A 13,562-nucleotide genomic window follows, 5' to 3' on the forward strand; every position below is an offset into this window, starting at 1 on the left:
TTTGCAGAAAAGGATCACGCGATGGCGGTCGTCTCGACGGCTTTCGCCATGTCGACGACCGTCCATCCTGGCCGATATGGATTGGGCCGGCGACCCGTTTCGCGAAAGCCGTACGCCTTATACAACGAAACGTTCCGTTCCATTCTGGCATTGGTGTAGAGTCGGATTTCAGGCAAGCTCCATAGGCGCGTCTGTTGCTCGGCCCAATCGAGCAGTCCGATGCCGAAACCCTTGCCCTGAGAGGCGGGCGCAACGGCGACGCTGAAGATCATTGTATGGTCCGCATGTCGTTCGAGAACGATCAGGCCAGCCGTCTGCCCGTCTTGCTCCGAAAGCCAGACCTCGCCGCGCTCGATGCGCGGCGCATAGTCTTCGGTAATCGGGATCGGCGGTGCTCCCAGCATCGCGGTGTAAGGCGCGTAGGCGGCTTCCGTCAGCGAGATCACCGTGGCGAGATCATCGGGACGAGCGGCTCTCATGATCAAAACTGGCCCGCGCCGGCGGCGGCCGCAATCACCTTGTCCATGCCGGCCGCTATCGCGGCGACGGCATTGCGACTGGCGTCGCCCAAGCCGTGGCGATCAGCCATCCAGTGCGCATCATTGTAGGAGAGCCAGACCTTGCCTTGCTCGTCCTCCCAAGCCAGTGCCTTGACCGGCAGATCGATGCCGGCAAGCTGCCGGTCCTGCATCAGTGGCGTACCGCCTTTCGGATTGCCGAAAATCAGGAGTTCGGTTGGACGCAGTGATGCTTCGACACTGCGCGCACCGGCGGCGTGATCGATGCGGGCGAAGACCAGCAATCCTGCACGTTCCACAGTCTCGACCAGGCGATCGATCGTTTCGGTCACGCCGAAGCGGCTTTGGACCCTGATGAGACCGTTCTTTGCCATCACTCCGCCGCTTCGCGCTTGCCTCCGGGGCGCCGCTCGAGCAATTCCCTCAGGAACTGCCCGGTATAGCTGCGTTTTTCGCGGACGATGTCCTCCGGCGTGCCGGACGCCACCAGCTCGCCGCCGCCGTCGCCGCCCTCGGGGCCGAGGTCGAGCACCCAGTCGGCGGTTTTGATTACCTCGAGATTGTGCTCGATGACGACGACCGTGTTGCCCTGGTCGACCAACTCGTGCAGCACTTCAAGCAGCTTGGCGACGTCGTGGAAATGCAGGCCGGTGGTTGGCTCATCGAGAATGTAGAGCGTCTTGCCGGTCGCCTTGCGCGACAGTTCCTTGGCAAGCTTGATGCGCTGCGCCTCGCCGCCCGACAAAGTCGTTGCCTGCTGGCCAACATGGATGTAGCCGAGGCCGACCCGTTTCAGCGTCTCCAGCTTGTCGCGCACGCCGGGCACGGCGGCGAAGAAATCGACGCCTTCCTCAACCGTCATGTCGAGGACGTCGGCGATCGACTCGCCCTTGAACAGCACGTCGAGCGTCTCGCGGTTGTAACGCTTGCCGTGGCAGACGTCGCAGGTGACGTAGACGTCAGGCAGGAAGTGCATCTCGATCTTGATGACGCCGTCGCCCTGGCAGGCCTCGCAGCGGCCGCCCTTGACGTTGAACGAAAAGCGCCCCGGCTGGTAGCCGCGTGCCTTGGCCTCCGGCAGGCCGGCGAACCAGTCGCGGATCGGCGTGAAGGCGCCGGTATAGGTGGCAGGGTTGGAGCGCGGGGTGCGCCCGATCGGCGACTGGTCGATGTCGATGACCTTGTCGAGGAATTCCAACCCCTCGATGCGGTCGTGATCGGCCGGATGTTCACGCGAGCCCATGATGCGGCGTGACGCCGCCTTGAACAGGGTCTCAATCAGGAAGGTCGACTTGCCGCCGCCGGACACGCCGGTGACGGCGGTAAACGTGCCGAGCGGGATTTCGGCGGTGACGTTCTTCAGATTGTTGCCGCGCGCGCCGACGACCTTCAGCCGGCGGTTCTTCTTGGCCTCGCGCCGCACGGCCGGCGTCGCCACTTCGAGTTCGCCCGACAGGTATTTTCCGGTGATCGAAGCGGGCGTCGCCATGATCTGCTGCGGCGTGCCCTGGGCGATGATGTGGCCGCCATGAATGCCGGCGGCCGGGCCGATATCGACAACGTAATCGGCATGCAGGATGGCGTCCTCGTCGTGCTCGACGACGATGACCGTGTTGCCGATGTCGCGCAGATGCTTCAGCGTGTCGAGCAGGCGGGCGTTGTCGCGCTGGTGCAGACCGATCGACGGCTCGTCCAGCACGTAAAGCACGCCGGTCAGGCCGGAGCCGATCTGCGAGGCGAGCCTGATGCGCTGGCTCTCGCCGCCCGACAGCGTGCCGGAGTTGCGCGACAGCGTCAGGTAGTCGAGCCCGACATCGTTGAGGAAGCGCAGCCGCTCGCGGATTTCCTTGAGCACGCGCACCGCGATCTCGTTCTGCTTGTCATTGAGCGAAGCAGGCAGGTCGGTGAACCACTGGTCGGCCTTGCGGATCGACAGCTCGGTGACCTCGCCGATGTGCTTGCCGGCGATCTTGACCGCGAGCGCCTCGGGCTTCAGCCGATAGCCGCGGCAGGCCGGGCAGGGCGTGGCCGACATGAAGCGCTCGATCTCCTCGCGCATCCAGGCGGATTCGGTTTCCTTCCAGCGGCGCTCGAGATTGGGGATGACGCCCTCGAAGGTTTTCGTCGTCTTGTAGGAGCGCAGGCCGTCATCGTAGTGGAACGTGATTTCGCGCTCGCCGGTGCCGAGCAGGACAGCTTGCCTTGCCTCCTCGCTCAAATCCTTGAACTTGTCGCCGAGCTTGAAGCCATAGGCAATGCCCAGCGCTTCCAGCGTCTGCGCATAATAGGGCGAGGTCGACTTCGCCCAAGGGCTGACGGCGCCAGCGCGCAGCGAGACATTCTCGTCGGGCACGACCAGGCTGGCATCGATGGCGCGTTGGCTGCCGAGCCCGTCGCAGGTCGGGCAGGCGCCGAACGGATTGTTGAAGGAGAACAGCCTGGGCTCGATCTCGGGAATGGTGAAGCCGGACACCGGGCAGGCGAACTTTTCCGAGAACAGCATGCGTTCATGCGTCTCGTTCTTCGACTTGTTGACCGAATCCTCGCCCGTCTGGCTGGCGTCGAGCGGCTTGTCGGCAAATTCCGCTACCGCCAGTCCGTCGGCCAGCTTCAGCGCGGTCTCGATGGAATCGGCGAGCCGCCTCGCCAGATCGCCGCGCACGACGATGCGGTCGACGACGACGTCGATGTCGTGCTTGTACTTCTTGTCCAGCGCCGGCACGTCGGCGATCTCGTAGAAGACGCCATCGACCTTGACGCGCTGAAAGCCCTTCTTCTGCAGCTCCAGCAATTCCTTGCGGTACTCGCCTTTGCGGCCGCGCACCATCGGCGCCAGAATGAACAGCCGGGTGCCTTCCTCGACTGCAAGCACCCGGTCGACCATCTGCGAAACCGTCTGGCTCTCGATCGGCAGGCCAGTGGCCGGTGAATAGGGTACACCGACGCGGGCGAACAAAAGCCGCATATAGTCGTAGATCTCGGTGACGGTGCCGACCGTCGAACGTGGGTTTTTCGAGGTGGTCTTCTGCTCGATGGAGATGGCTGGCGACAGGCCGTCGATCTGGTCGACGTCCGGCTTCTGCATCATTTCGAGGAATTGCCGTGCATAGGCCGAAAGGCTCTCGACATAGCGGCGCTGGCCCTCGGCGTAGATGGTGTCGAAGGCAAGCGACGACTTGCCCGACCCCGACAGGCCGGTCATGACGATCAGGCTGTCACGCGGCAGGTCGAGATCGACATTCTTCAGATTGTGTTCGCGTGCCCCGCGAATGGAGAGATATTTATGGTCGGCCATCGCCGGTCGCCGCCTCAGAATCTGGAATTCATGGGATGGGCGGGTTTTCCCGACCACCCCCTATGTAGGTAAATTTCGCCGCCTTTTCGAGAGACGCCACAACTCTCGACCAAAGCGTTTAACCGTCTTTCGCGCGAACGGGCAAGCGGAAAGAACAAAGGCCGAACACGCTCCTGACAAAAGCTGCCCGTGCGGCCGGCTTCACAAAGCGTCTCGCGATCACATTTTTCGGTAATCGGCTATTCAAGGTTGACGTCCATGCGTCACGGGGGCAGACTCCAAACGTCAACGAAGCTGGCCGTCTTTCGATGGCCTCGCGGCCTGGGGCTAGCCTGCGAGACGCCGCGGGTTATGCGATGAGCGCTTCGACGACGACAGTCGCAACGAACAGAAGGAGAGCAGAGGCATGACTCCACCGGATAGTTCCTTGAGGCTCCACGTGTCGCTGGAGCCGCGGCAGGTATAAGTAGCCAGGTCAGGCGTTTAGCGCTACCTGCCAACGTTGATCTGCCGATCCCCACAACAATCAGAGACTGCTAGTCGGATCGTCGGCTGAACGCCGCGAAGCATCCGAAATAAAAAGCCGGCAGTACACTCCCGGCAATTTGGATTTTAGATCCAAGAAGCCCCGTCAGTTGCAAAAGCAATGGCGGGGCTGTTCGTTTGAAGCGCAATATTTGTGGTTCACACCAGGCGAACTTAGCGGCTGGAGGGCCTGATCCCGCCGGTAGCGACATCGATGGTGATGCTGCCGGAAATCCGAACATCGGTATCGCCGATCTTGAACGTGCCGTTGCCGCTGCTTGGAACCGCGTCGTCGGGCTCGGGCTGCGGAGTTGGCTCGGCGATGCGATAGTCACTCGTCACACCGGGCAGGGCGCCCTTTTGCGAAGACGTCGAATTATCTTGGGCAAGTGCCATGCCCACCAGCATGTTCGTGCCCACAATGGCGGCAATGGCAAGGCATAGGCTGGATGAACGAATGGCGGTCATCACCTGACTATAGTGCGGCGATAGCGCCGAAGCCAGACCGGCGGCGCTGAGAGTTGCCGGCCCTCATATCGCTCAGTTCCGTTCGAAGGTGCTTCACGCGGCCTGCTTGCGAGTGTCGAAAACATGGTCGACGAGGCCCCAATCCTTGGCCTCCTGCGCAGTCATGAAAAAGTCGCGGTCGAGCGTGCGTTCCACTTCTTCGTAGGTGCGGCCGCAATGATGGGCGTAAAGATCGGTCATGCGCCGCTTGGTGCGAAGGATGCCCTCGGCATGGCGCTGGATGTCGGAGGCTTGGCCCTGGAAACCGCCGAGAGGCTGATGCAGCACGATGCTGGTGTTGGGTAGCGCGATACGCCGCCCTGGCGTGCCGGCCATCAAAAGAAACGAGGCCATCGAGGCGGCGAAACCCATACAAACGGTGGAGACCGGGCAACTGATATACTGCATCGTATCGTAGATGGCGAAACCGCTGGTCACCACGCCGCCCGGCGAGTTGATGTAGAGCGAGACCTCCTTGTCGGGATTGTCGGATTCCAGCGACAGAAGCTGGGCGCAGACCAGCGCCGAGGTGCCGTCATCGATCGGCCCGTTGATGAAGACGATGCGCTCGCGCAGCAGCCGCGAAAATATGTCGAAGGCGCGTTCACCGCGGCTCGACTGCTCGATCACCATCGGCACCAAATTGGCAAGGCCGCTCATCGTTTGTCTCCATTGACTGTTGTCGTTCAGGCCGCGCGCAGGAAGAGGCGCGGCGCGTTTGCGGCGATCTGCTTATGCTTGGGAGCGCGTGCTTCAAACGAAAGCCGGCAACCGGCACCTACCATCGCGATCTCCGGCATCGCTGCCCGAGCAAAACCATCATGGACGATGCGCAGATGCGTGCCGCCGGAAACGGTGCGGTCAAGCGTAAAGGTGACGATGCTGTCCACTGGGTTGTCGTTCTTTGGGCTGTCCAGGGGGTTGCCGGGCGGCACTTGCGTATCGCCGGGCGCCGCCCGCTCCCGCCAGGAATAGCGCAGCAGCCGTCCGGGATCCGCGTCGAGGATTTCGCACTCGATCGGCGCATTCGGCGCTTTAAAGGCAAAGCGGTTGCCGATTTCGGGCTTGATGTCGTTCGGCATCATCCAGGCCGCGAGCAGGTCCGGCACCGTCAGCGCCCGCCACACCTTTTCCGGCGGCTCGGGCAGCTCGCACTCGAACTCGATCTTGTCTGCCGCCATTTCCGCGCGTTCTTTGCCTCGGCTGGTCATTGGTCCATGTCCTTCAAAACCGTCTTGAGCCTTTCGATGCGCTCTGGCCAGAACGCACGGTAGCGTTCGATCCAGCCGAGCAGTGGCGCAAGCCCCTTCGGATCGGCGCGGTAATAGGCGTTGCGACCGGCCCGGCGCTCGACTACGAGGCCGGCGCCGCGCAGCACTGCGAGATGTTGCGATACCGCCGGCTGCGATACCGGCATGCCAGTGCGCAGTTCCGACACCGTCATCTCGCCGTCGGCGAGCCGCTCATAGACGGCGCGACGGGTTGGATCGGCCAGTGCCCGAAAAATATCTGCTTCGATCATTCCGAAAGCATAAGTCAATACTTATCGGTTTGGCAAGCCGTGTTTTTTGAGACAGGCGGTGTTTTTTAGACAGGCGAGGTTTTACAAACTCGCTGGAAGCCAGCGTCTCACCATGTCGGGGGATCCGTTGAACGTCGCCTCGAAAACTGGTGACGCGAGCACGGCATGAATATGAAGCGTTTCGGAGCCTACGTTTCGGAAGCCATGTTGCCTGCGCGCGGCAACAACAAGCGACTGTCCGGCAGTCAAGACGAGATGCTCTTCGTCGATCCACATCTCAGCCCTGCCGGCGATGACGGTAAGCACTTCCTCGACCGGGTGCCAATGTGTCGGGGCGCCAACCGCTGGTTCGACCCATTGTTCGAATATGCAAAGTTGAGTTGCGCCGTTGCGGGCCGAGACATGCATTCGGGTCTTTACTCCCGCCCGCCATTCTTCTTGCGGCTGATCGTCATGCGCAACCATCTTCATGCGTTCGCCTCGATCCCATGGTCTGTGGAAATTCGACGTCAAGACAACTACTTCTTACTGACAACTATTGACAGTGCAGGGCTTGTACTATAGAACGAAAAGAGAACAAAAACGTTGTGGGAAAAGGCAGCGACGGCAGGCAGGGATTATCCGTAGCCTGTAAGGTGCAGCGACAGAAATCTGGTTTCGGATGAGCGCGGAGAAGTTTCATGGCGGGTAGCGTCAACAAGGTCATTCTGGTGGGCAACCTCGGGGCGGACCCTGAAATCCGCCGCCTGAATTCGGGTGACCCGGTTGTCAACATTCGCATCGCGACGTCGGAAAGCTGGCGCGACAAGACATCCGGAGAGCGCAAGGAAAAGACCGAGTGGCACAATGTCGTGATCTTCAACGACCAGATCGCCAAGGTGGCCGAGCAGTATCTGAAGAAGGGCATGAAGGTCTATGTCGAGGGCCAGCTGCAGACGCGCAAATGGCAGGACCAGACCGGCAATGACCGCTATACGACCGAGGTCGTGTTGCAGAAATTCCGCGGCGAGCTGCAGATGCTCGATGCGCGGGGCGAGGGCGGCGGCCAGGTCGGCAACTATGCCGGTGGTGGTGGTGCGAGCCGCGGTTCCGATTTCGGCCAGTCCGGCCCGGGCGAAAGTTTCAATCGCGGTGGCGCCAACAAGGGCGGCGGTGGTGGTTCGTCGCGCGAGCTGGACGACGAAATCCCGTTCTGATTTCTCGGGGCGGACTGCCCTTGCGGCGAAAAGCGCCAGCACCTTGGCCACGAAATGGCGTCCCGAAAATCTGTCTTGGATTTTCGGGACGTTGTGCGTTTGAGCGGTGAAAGGACGTATCAAGTGAAAGCAAGGGTCAAATGGGTCGAGGAGCGCACTTTCGTTGGCGAGTCCGCCAGTGGGCACAAGCTGGTGCTAGGCACTGCGTTCGGGCCGGAGGGCAAGACGCCGGGGCCGAGCCCAATGGAACTGGTGCTGATCGGCACCGGCGGTTGCTCGGCCTATGACGTGGTCCATATCCTCGAAAAGGGGCGCGAGGCGGTTGACCATTGTGTGGTCGAACTCGATGCCGACCGTGCAGAAGCCGATCCCAAGGTGTTCACCCGCATCCACATGCATTTTGTCGTCAAGGGCCGGGCGCTGTCACACGACAAGGTGAAGCGGGCGATCGGGCTTTCGATCGAGAAATACTGCTCGGCCTCGGCAATGATGGCCAAGACCGCCGAGATCACCCACGACTTCGAAGTCATTGAAACGACAGCGAAGTAGGGCAGTTCCTACGTCGCCATCAGCGCCTTGATGCCGTCGGCCACGAACTGTACGGCGAGCGCCGCCAGGATGACGCCGAGCAGCCGTGTCAGGATCGAACGGCCGGTTTGGCCGAGGATACGGTCGATGCGCTCTGACAGCACGAACACCAGGTAAGTGATGACAAGGCAGATGGCGATGATGCCGACAAGTGCTGTCTGCGCGCCAAAACCCTGAAACGAGCTTGAGAGCAGGACGGTCGCCGAAATTGCGCCGGGACCGGCAATAAGCGGGATCGCCAGCGGAAAGGCGGCGATGTTGTGGATCATATCCCTGGTGATGGCGACGTCGCCGATCTTCTCCTTGCGGTCCTGCCGGCGCTCGAACACCATTTCGAAGGCGATGAAGAACAGCAGAAAGCCGCCGGCGACGCGAAAGGCCGGCAGGGTGATGCCGAAGACTGACAGGATCGACGCGCCGGCGATTGCGAACAACGCCATCACCAGGAAAGCGATGATCGAAGCGCGCACGGAGACCTGGTTGCGCTCCTTGCGGTTCATGCCGCGGGTCACGGCAAGGAAGAGCGGCGCCAGGCCGGGCGGATCGATCGTCACCAGTATGGTGACGAAGGCGTTGAACAGGCTGTCGAAGCTCGGCATGCTGACCCTCCCCGCCGGCAATGCCGGATAACGGGATTGGTAGAGCAAAGCGGAGCCAGTGGAAACCGTGCGGATCAGGGGCTCGCGGCGCGCCGCGCCAGAAACTCGACTTCGAGACGCCAGGTGGCGCCGTCGTCCTGCGAGCGTTCGCCCAGCCAGCGGAACGAATTTTCGGTGACCCGGGAAAAGCTCCAGCGCACAGCAGATCCGGTGCCGTCTGCGCCTTGCTGGATGATGGTGTCGCCCTCGGCACGGCCGAGTTGGCGGCTGTAGTACTGGCTGCGCGGATCGCTCCAGAAGATGTGCCAGGCGTCGACGCCGGGGTCGTAGACGCGCAAAGTCGTGCCATAAAAGGTCCATTTGCCGAGCGACGGCGAGGCGCCGGCGTCACGGGCGGGCAGGATCCATACGTCCTGGATGGCCCGGCCTTCGAGCACCCAGCCGAAATGCACTTCGCCGCGCCCGGTCAGCACCTGACCGTCCTCGAGATGGCGCGTGGCGTCGAACGTCCAGGCGCCAACGAAGCGGCCATAAAGATTCAGTTTCTCGGCAAGGGCCGGTACGGGCCCATCGCTGTGCAGGGCCTTGGCAAAGGAATTGGACATGGCTTCGCTCTCATCTTGTCAGGAGACCGGCAAGCATAGCGGCCGACAGGGGTTCTGCGCTTGGGAAAAGTTGCTATGTTTCGGCGATGACGACGAGCGCGCATAGGCTTGCGTCGGGCCGAGGCTGGCAGGTGTCGGATGTCATCTGCACCGCCAGCGCCGCCGACAGGCCATTCGAGGAGGAGCATCGGGATTTCTGCGTCGCCGCCGTAACCAGCGGCACCTTCCGCTATCGTGCCCGCCAGGGCACGGCGATGCTGGCGCCGGGAGCGCTCCTGCTCGGCAATCCCGGCACATGCTACGAATGCGGCCATGAGCATGGCGCCGGCGACCGTTGCCTCTCCTTCCATTTCGGACCGGCCTATATGGAGCGGATCGTCGCCGACGTGCCGGGCGCGAAGCAGCTTGATTTCCGCACGCCGCGCCTGCCGCCCTTGCCGGCGCTGGTGCCGCTGCTTGCCGAAGCGGAGGCGGCGCGCGAGATGGCCGACACTGGCGCGTTCGAGGAACTCGCCCTGCGCATTGCCGGTGCGGCGGTGACAACGACTTGCAGCGCTACGGAAGGACAGAGCGCGCCGAGCCGCCGTGACCAGAAGCGCGTCGCCGAAGCGGTGCGGCGCATCGAAGTCGATGCCGACCGGCCGATCTCGCTTGCCGAACTCGCCGACGAGACCGCCACCAGCCCCTACCATTTCCTGCGCACCTTCCGGCACGTTGCCGGCATGACGCCCTACCAATTCCTGCTGAGAGCGCGGCTGCACCGGGCAGCCGTGCGGCTGCGGACGTCGGATCAGGCGATTTCGGCGATCGCCTTTGCGGCGGGGTTCAACGATCTGTCGACCTTCAATCGCCGTTTCCGGCGGCTGATGGGCGAGGCGCCGGGTACTTATCGCGCCCGCCGGCGACGCTCGTGAAAGCGAGCCACGGCCATATCGTCGCAATTGGTGTATCCTTTTGAATTTGCCGCTAAAAACGACACTGGAAAACTGCCGCGATTGTTGGAGTTTCGGGCCGGCTTCCTATATAAGCACCAAGTGATTCCTGATTAGATTGTGATCCGATTTGACCGACCAAAAGACACCGCGCGGCGCCGACGGCGGCCCCACCGGCATCGAGCCGATATCCATCATCGAGGAGATGCAGCGCTCCTATCTCGATTACGCCATGAGCGTGATCGTCAGCCGCGCGCTGCCGGACGTGCGCGATGGCCTCAAGCCGGTGCATCGCCGCATCCTCTACGCCGCCCATGAGAGCGGCTATCACTGGAACCGCAAATATGTGAAATCGGCACGCCCGGTCGCCGACGTGATGGGTAAATACCATCCGCATGGCGACGCCTCGATCTACGACGCTTTGGTGCGAATGGCGCAGGACTGGTCGCTGCGCGTGCCGCTGATCGACGGGCAGGGCAATTTCGGCTCGATCGACGGCGATCCGCCGGCGGCGATGCGCTACACGGAATCGCGGCTGACCAAGGTCGCGCATGAGTTGCTGGAAGACATCGACAAGGACACCGTCGATTTCCAGGACACTTACGATGCGTCGGGCAGCGAACCGAAAGTCCTGCCGGCGCGCTTTCCGAACCTGTTGGTCAACGGCTCCGGCGGTATCGCCGTCGGCATGGCCACCAACATTCCGCCGCACAATCTGGGCGAGGTCTGCAACGGCGCCATTGCCCTCATCGACAATCCGGCGATTGATCTGCCGGCACTGATGGAGATCATTCCGGGGCCGGATTTCCCGACCGGCGGCATCGTGCTCGGCCGCTCCGGCATCTACAGCGCCTATTCGACCGGCCGCGGCTCCATCGTCATGCGCGGCCGCGTCAACGTCGAGGCGCGCGGCAACGACCGTGAATCGATCGTCATCACCGAAGTTCCCTATCAGGTGAACAAGGCGTCGATGATCGAGAAGATGGCCGAGCTGGTGCGCGACAAGCGCATCGAAGGCATTTCCGACATTCGCGACGAGAGCGACCGCCAGGGCTACCGCGTCGTCATCGAACTGAAGCGCGACGCGGTCGCCGATGTCATCCTCAACCAGCTCTACCGCTTCACCCCGCTGCAGACGTCCTTCGGCGCCAACATGGTGGCGCTGAACGGCGGCAAGCCGGAATTGCTGACGCTGACCGACATGCTGAAGGCGTTCGTCGCCTTCCGTGAAGAGGTGATCAGCCGGCGCACGAAATTCCTGCTGCGCAAGGCGCGCGACCGCGCCCATGTGCTGGTCGGCCTTGCCATCGCCGTTGCCAACATCGATGAAGTCATCAAGCTGATCCGCAGCGCTCCGGACCCGCAGACGGCACGCGAGCAGTTGATGGAGCGGCGCTGGCCTTCGGGCGACGTGGAATCGTTGATTCTTTTGATCGACGACCCGCGCCATCGCATCAACGAGGACGGCACCTACAATCTCTCCGAGGAACAGGCGCGCGCCATCCTCGAACTGCGCCTGCAGCGCCTGACCGCGCTCGGCCGCGACGAGATCGCCGACGAACTGAACACGATCGGCGACGAGATCAAGGATTATCTCGATATCCTGTCGTCCCGCGCCCGCATCCAGCAGATCGTCAAGGACGAGCTCATCGCCGTGCGTGACGAATTCGGCACGCCGCGCCGCACCGAGCTCGCCGAGGGCGGGGCGGACATGGAAGACGAGGATCTGATCCAGCGCGAGGACATGGTCGTCACGGTGAGCCATTCCGGCTATATCAAGCGCGTGCCGCTGTCACTCTACCGGGCGCAGCGCCGCGGCGGCAAGGGCCGCTCCGGCATGTCGACCAAGGAAGAGGATTTCGTCACCCGGCTGTTCGTCGCGAACACGCACACGCCGGTGCTGTTCTTCTCCTCGCGCGGCATCGTCTACAAGGAAAAGGTCTGGCGCCTGCCGATCGGCAACCCGCAATCGCGCGGCAAGGCGCTGATCAATATGCTGCCGCTCGAACAGGGCGAGCGCATCACCACCATCATGCCGCTGCCGGAGGATGAGACGAGCTGGGGCGAGCTCGACGTGATGTTTGCCACCACGCGCGGCACCGTGCGCCGCAACAAGCTTTCGGACTTCGTCCAGGTCAACCGCAACGGCAAGATTGCCATGAAGCTGGACGAGGAAGGCGACGAGATCCTCGGCGTCGAGACCTGCACCGACAATGAGGACGTGCTTTTGACGGCAAGTTCCGGCCAGTGCATCCGCTTTCCGGTCAGCGACGTGCGCGTCTTCCAGAGCCGCAATTCGGTCGGCGTGCGCGGCATTGCGATGGCCGATGGCGACAGGGTGATCTCGATGGCGGTGATCGAGCATGTCGATGCACCGCCGGCGGAGCGTGCCGCCTACCTCAAGCGGGTGGTGGCCGAACGCCGGCTTGCCGCCGACATCGCGGCCGGCGAGGAGGAGGAAATCCAGCTCACCAATGAGGAGGTCGGCGAAGAGGCGGAGCTTTCCGACGAGCGCTACGAATTCCTCAAGGCACATGAGCAGTTCGTGCTGACGGTGACGGAATATGGCTACGGCAAGCGTTCCTCGTCCTATGATTTCCGTCTGACCGGCCGTGGCGGCAAAGGTATTCGCTCCACCGACGTGTCGAAAACGGCCGAAATCGGCCGCCTGGTGGCGACCTTCCCGGTCGGCAATGACGATCAGATCATGCTGGTTTCGGATGGCGGCACCGTTATCCGCGTCCCGGTCAACGGCATTCGTTTCGCCAGCCGCGCCACCAAGGGCGTTACCATCTTCAATACCGCAGAGGGCGAGAAGGTCGTTTCGGTGGAGCGGATTTCAGAGCCGCAAGCGGACGAGGAGATCGAAGAGAGTGTCGAGGTTGAAGGTGGCGCAGCTACCGATGCCGAAGGTGGGGGGCCTGACACTACCGTAGAGTGACTTTGCCACGACGGCGCCAGCCCTATTGGCCGGCGTTGTCAAGAAACCCCGGCAATCTAGAAGCGGCGATAAGGCTTGCGGCTGCCGAAACCTTCGAACCGCTTGGTGTTGGCCTTGGCGCGAACGCGCTGTGCTTCCTGATGCAACCCGAATACGGTAGCGATCAGCATGGCGACGGTCATTGCGGTGGCAAGCATGTAGATCAGCATGTGCGTGTTCTCCTGCGCCTAACAACGATTAGATGGGTGTTTGGTTTCATCTTCTGCAGCTGCAAACTTAGTGAACACTGCGTGAAGCCGTTGTGAGCGGCACATTCATCTGTCGTTCACGTCGC

The 13,562-nt window shown here is 62.3% G+C and carries 15 protein-coding genes; 4 read left to right on the forward strand and 11 right to left on the reverse strand.

Annotated features, from left to right (window positions below; translation table 11 throughout):
* Window positions 1–14: 14 nt before the first annotated feature.
* The 8 genes from RQ479_RS05145 to RQ479_RS05180 all read right to left on the reverse strand — a co-directional run bounded on the left by RQ479_RS05145 (window position 15) and on the right by RQ479_RS05180 (window position 6,838).
* Window positions 15–485, reverse strand: a complete 471-nt coding sequence (locus tag RQ479_RS05145) for a GNAT family N-acetyltransferase (protein WP_376704331.1) — start codon at window positions 483–485, stop codon at window positions 15–17.
* The gene (locus RQ479_RS05150) at window positions 482–892 is read right to left on the reverse strand and encodes a DUF302 domain-containing protein (RefSeq protein WP_376704332.1); all 411 of its coding nucleotides are present in this window, start codon (window positions 890–892) and stop codon (window positions 482–484) included. Before RQ479_RS05150 ends, RQ479_RS05145 begins: the two co-directional genes overlap by 4 nt.
* Window positions 892–3,813 (reverse strand): excinuclease ABC subunit UvrA, encoded by a 2,922-nt coding sequence (gene uvrA, locus RQ479_RS05155; RefSeq protein WP_376704333.1) that lies wholly within the window; start codon window positions 3,811–3,813, stop codon window positions 892–894. The genes RQ479_RS05150 and uvrA overlap by 1 nt, the downstream gene beginning before the upstream one ends.
* 699 nt (window positions 3,814–4,512) lie before the next feature.
* The gene (locus tag RQ479_RS05160; RefSeq protein WP_352466425.1) at window positions 4,513–4,806 is read right to left on the reverse strand and encodes a hypothetical protein; all 294 of its coding nucleotides are present in this window, start codon (window positions 4,804–4,806) and stop codon (window positions 4,513–4,515) included.
* A gap of 93 nt (window positions 4,807–4,899) precedes the next feature.
* Window positions 4,900–5,505, reverse strand: a complete 606-nt coding sequence (locus RQ479_RS05165; RefSeq protein ID WP_254817374.1) for an ATP-dependent Clp protease proteolytic subunit — start codon at window positions 5,503–5,505, stop codon at window positions 4,900–4,902.
* A gap of 26 nt (window positions 5,506–5,531) precedes the next feature.
* Window positions 5,532–6,056, reverse strand: coding sequence for an SRPBCC domain-containing protein (locus RQ479_RS05170; RefSeq protein WP_352466426.1), 525 nt, complete (start codon window positions 6,054–6,056; stop codon window positions 5,532–5,534).
* Window positions 6,053–6,367, reverse strand: coding sequence for an ArsR/SmtB family transcription factor (locus RQ479_RS05175; RefSeq protein ID WP_376704334.1), 315 nt, complete (start codon window positions 6,365–6,367; stop codon window positions 6,053–6,055). Before RQ479_RS05175 ends, RQ479_RS05170 begins: the two co-directional genes overlap by 4 nt.
* Before the next feature lie 81 nt (window positions 6,368–6,448).
* Complete coding sequence (locus RQ479_RS05180; RefSeq protein WP_376704335.1) at window positions 6,449–6,838, reverse strand: cupin domain-containing protein; 390 nt, start codon at window positions 6,836–6,838, stop codon at window positions 6,449–6,451.
* A 209-nt stretch (window positions 6,839–7,047) separates the two neighbouring features.
* Between RQ479_RS05180 and RQ479_RS05185 the strand changes: the two genes are divergently transcribed.
* Window positions 7,048–7,563 (forward strand): single-stranded DNA-binding protein, encoded by a 516-nt coding sequence (locus RQ479_RS05185; RefSeq protein WP_376704336.1) that lies wholly within the window; start codon window positions 7,048–7,050, stop codon window positions 7,561–7,563.
* 123 nt (window positions 7,564–7,686) lie between these two features.
* On the forward strand, window positions 7,687–8,112 hold the full coding sequence (locus RQ479_RS05190; RefSeq protein ID WP_376704337.1) for an OsmC family protein: 426 nt from the start codon (window positions 7,687–7,689) through the stop codon (window positions 8,110–8,112).
* A gap of 8 nt (window positions 8,113–8,120) precedes the next feature.
* On the opposite strand, the gene RQ479_RS05195 is transcribed toward RQ479_RS05190, so the two are convergent.
* Entirely contained in the window at window positions 8,121–8,750 is a 630-nt protein-coding gene (locus RQ479_RS05195; protein WP_352720147.1) for a MarC family protein, read from the reverse strand.
* Between the two features lie 74 nt (window positions 8,751–8,824).
* Window positions 8,825–9,355: a hypothetical protein gene (locus RQ479_RS05200; protein WP_376704338.1), complete on the reverse strand. Its 531-nt coding sequence runs from the start codon at window positions 9,353–9,355 to the stop codon at window positions 8,825–8,827.
* A gap of 86 nt (window positions 9,356–9,441) precedes the next feature.
* Between RQ479_RS05200 and RQ479_RS05205 the strand changes: the two genes are divergently transcribed.
* A complete protein-coding gene (locus RQ479_RS05205) occupies window positions 9,442–10,269 on the forward strand; it encodes a helix-turn-helix transcriptional regulator (protein ID WP_376704339.1) in 828 nt (275 codons plus the stop codon).
* A gap of 148 nt (window positions 10,270–10,417) precedes the next feature.
* Window positions 10,418–13,228: a DNA gyrase subunit A gene (gene gyrA / locus RQ479_RS05210; protein ID WP_376704340.1), complete on the forward strand. Its 2,811-nt coding sequence runs from the start codon at window positions 10,418–10,420 to the stop codon at window positions 13,226–13,228.
* 56 nt (window positions 13,229–13,284) lie between these two features.
* Here the strand turns inward: gyrA and RQ479_RS05215 are convergent, their stop codons facing one another.
* On the reverse strand, window positions 13,285–13,437 hold the full coding sequence (locus tag RQ479_RS05215; RefSeq protein WP_376704341.1) for a hypothetical protein: 153 nt from the start codon (window positions 13,435–13,437) through the stop codon (window positions 13,285–13,287).
* Window positions 13,438–13,562 lie beyond the last annotated feature (125 nt).

The sequence above is a fragment of the Mesorhizobium sp. ISC25 genome, from assembly GCF_042295465.1.
Classification (GTDB): domain Bacteria; phylum Pseudomonadota; class Alphaproteobacteria; order Rhizobiales; family Rhizobiaceae; genus Mesorhizobium.

What these genes read in the sequence shown, in the direction of transcription:
- RQ479_RS05150 (WP_376704332.1), bottom strand. Translation starts at nt 892, where the DNA reads ATGGCAAAGAACGGTCTCATCAGGGTCCAAAGCCGCTTCGGCGTGACC.
- uvrA (WP_376704333.1), bottom strand. Translation starts at nt 3,813, where the DNA reads ATGGCCGACCATAAATATCTCTCCATTCGCGGGGCACGCGAACACAAT.
- RQ479_RS05160 (WP_352466425.1), bottom strand. Translation starts at nt 4,806, where the DNA reads ATGACCGCCATTCGTTCATCCAGCCTATGCCTTGCCATTGCCGCCATT.
- RQ479_RS05165 (WP_254817374.1), bottom strand. Translation starts at nt 5,505, where the DNA reads ATGAGCGGCCTTGCCAATTTGGTGCCGATGGTGATCGAGCAGTCGAGC.
- RQ479_RS05170 (WP_352466426.1), bottom strand. Translation starts at nt 6,056, where the DNA reads ATGACCAGCCGAGGCAAAGAACGCGCGGAAATGGCGGCAGACAAGATC.
- RQ479_RS05175 (WP_376704334.1), bottom strand. Translation starts at nt 6,367, where the DNA reads ATGATCGAAGCAGATATTTTTCGGGCACTGGCCGATCCAACCCGTCGC.
- RQ479_RS05180 (WP_376704335.1), bottom strand. Translation starts at nt 6,838, where the DNA reads ATGAAGATGGTTGCGCATGACGATCAGCCGCAAGAAGAATGGCGGGCG.
- RQ479_RS05185 (WP_376704336.1), top strand. Translation starts at nt 7,048, where the DNA reads ATGGCGGGTAGCGTCAACAAGGTCATTCTGGTGGGCAACCTCGGGGCG.
- RQ479_RS05195 (WP_352720147.1), bottom strand. Translation starts at nt 8,750, where the DNA reads ATGCCGAGCTTCGACAGCCTGTTCAACGCCTTCGTCACCATACTGGTG.
- RQ479_RS05200 (WP_376704338.1), bottom strand. Translation starts at nt 9,355, where the DNA reads ATGTCCAATTCCTTTGCCAAGGCCCTGCACAGCGATGGGCCCGTACCG.
- RQ479_RS05205 (WP_376704339.1), top strand. Translation starts at nt 9,442, where the DNA reads ATGACGACGAGCGCGCATAGGCTTGCGTCGGGCCGAGGCTGGCAGGTG.
- RQ479_RS05215 (WP_376704341.1), bottom strand. Translation starts at nt 13,437, where the DNA reads ATGCTGATCTACATGCTTGCCACCGCAATGACCGTCGCCATGCTGATC.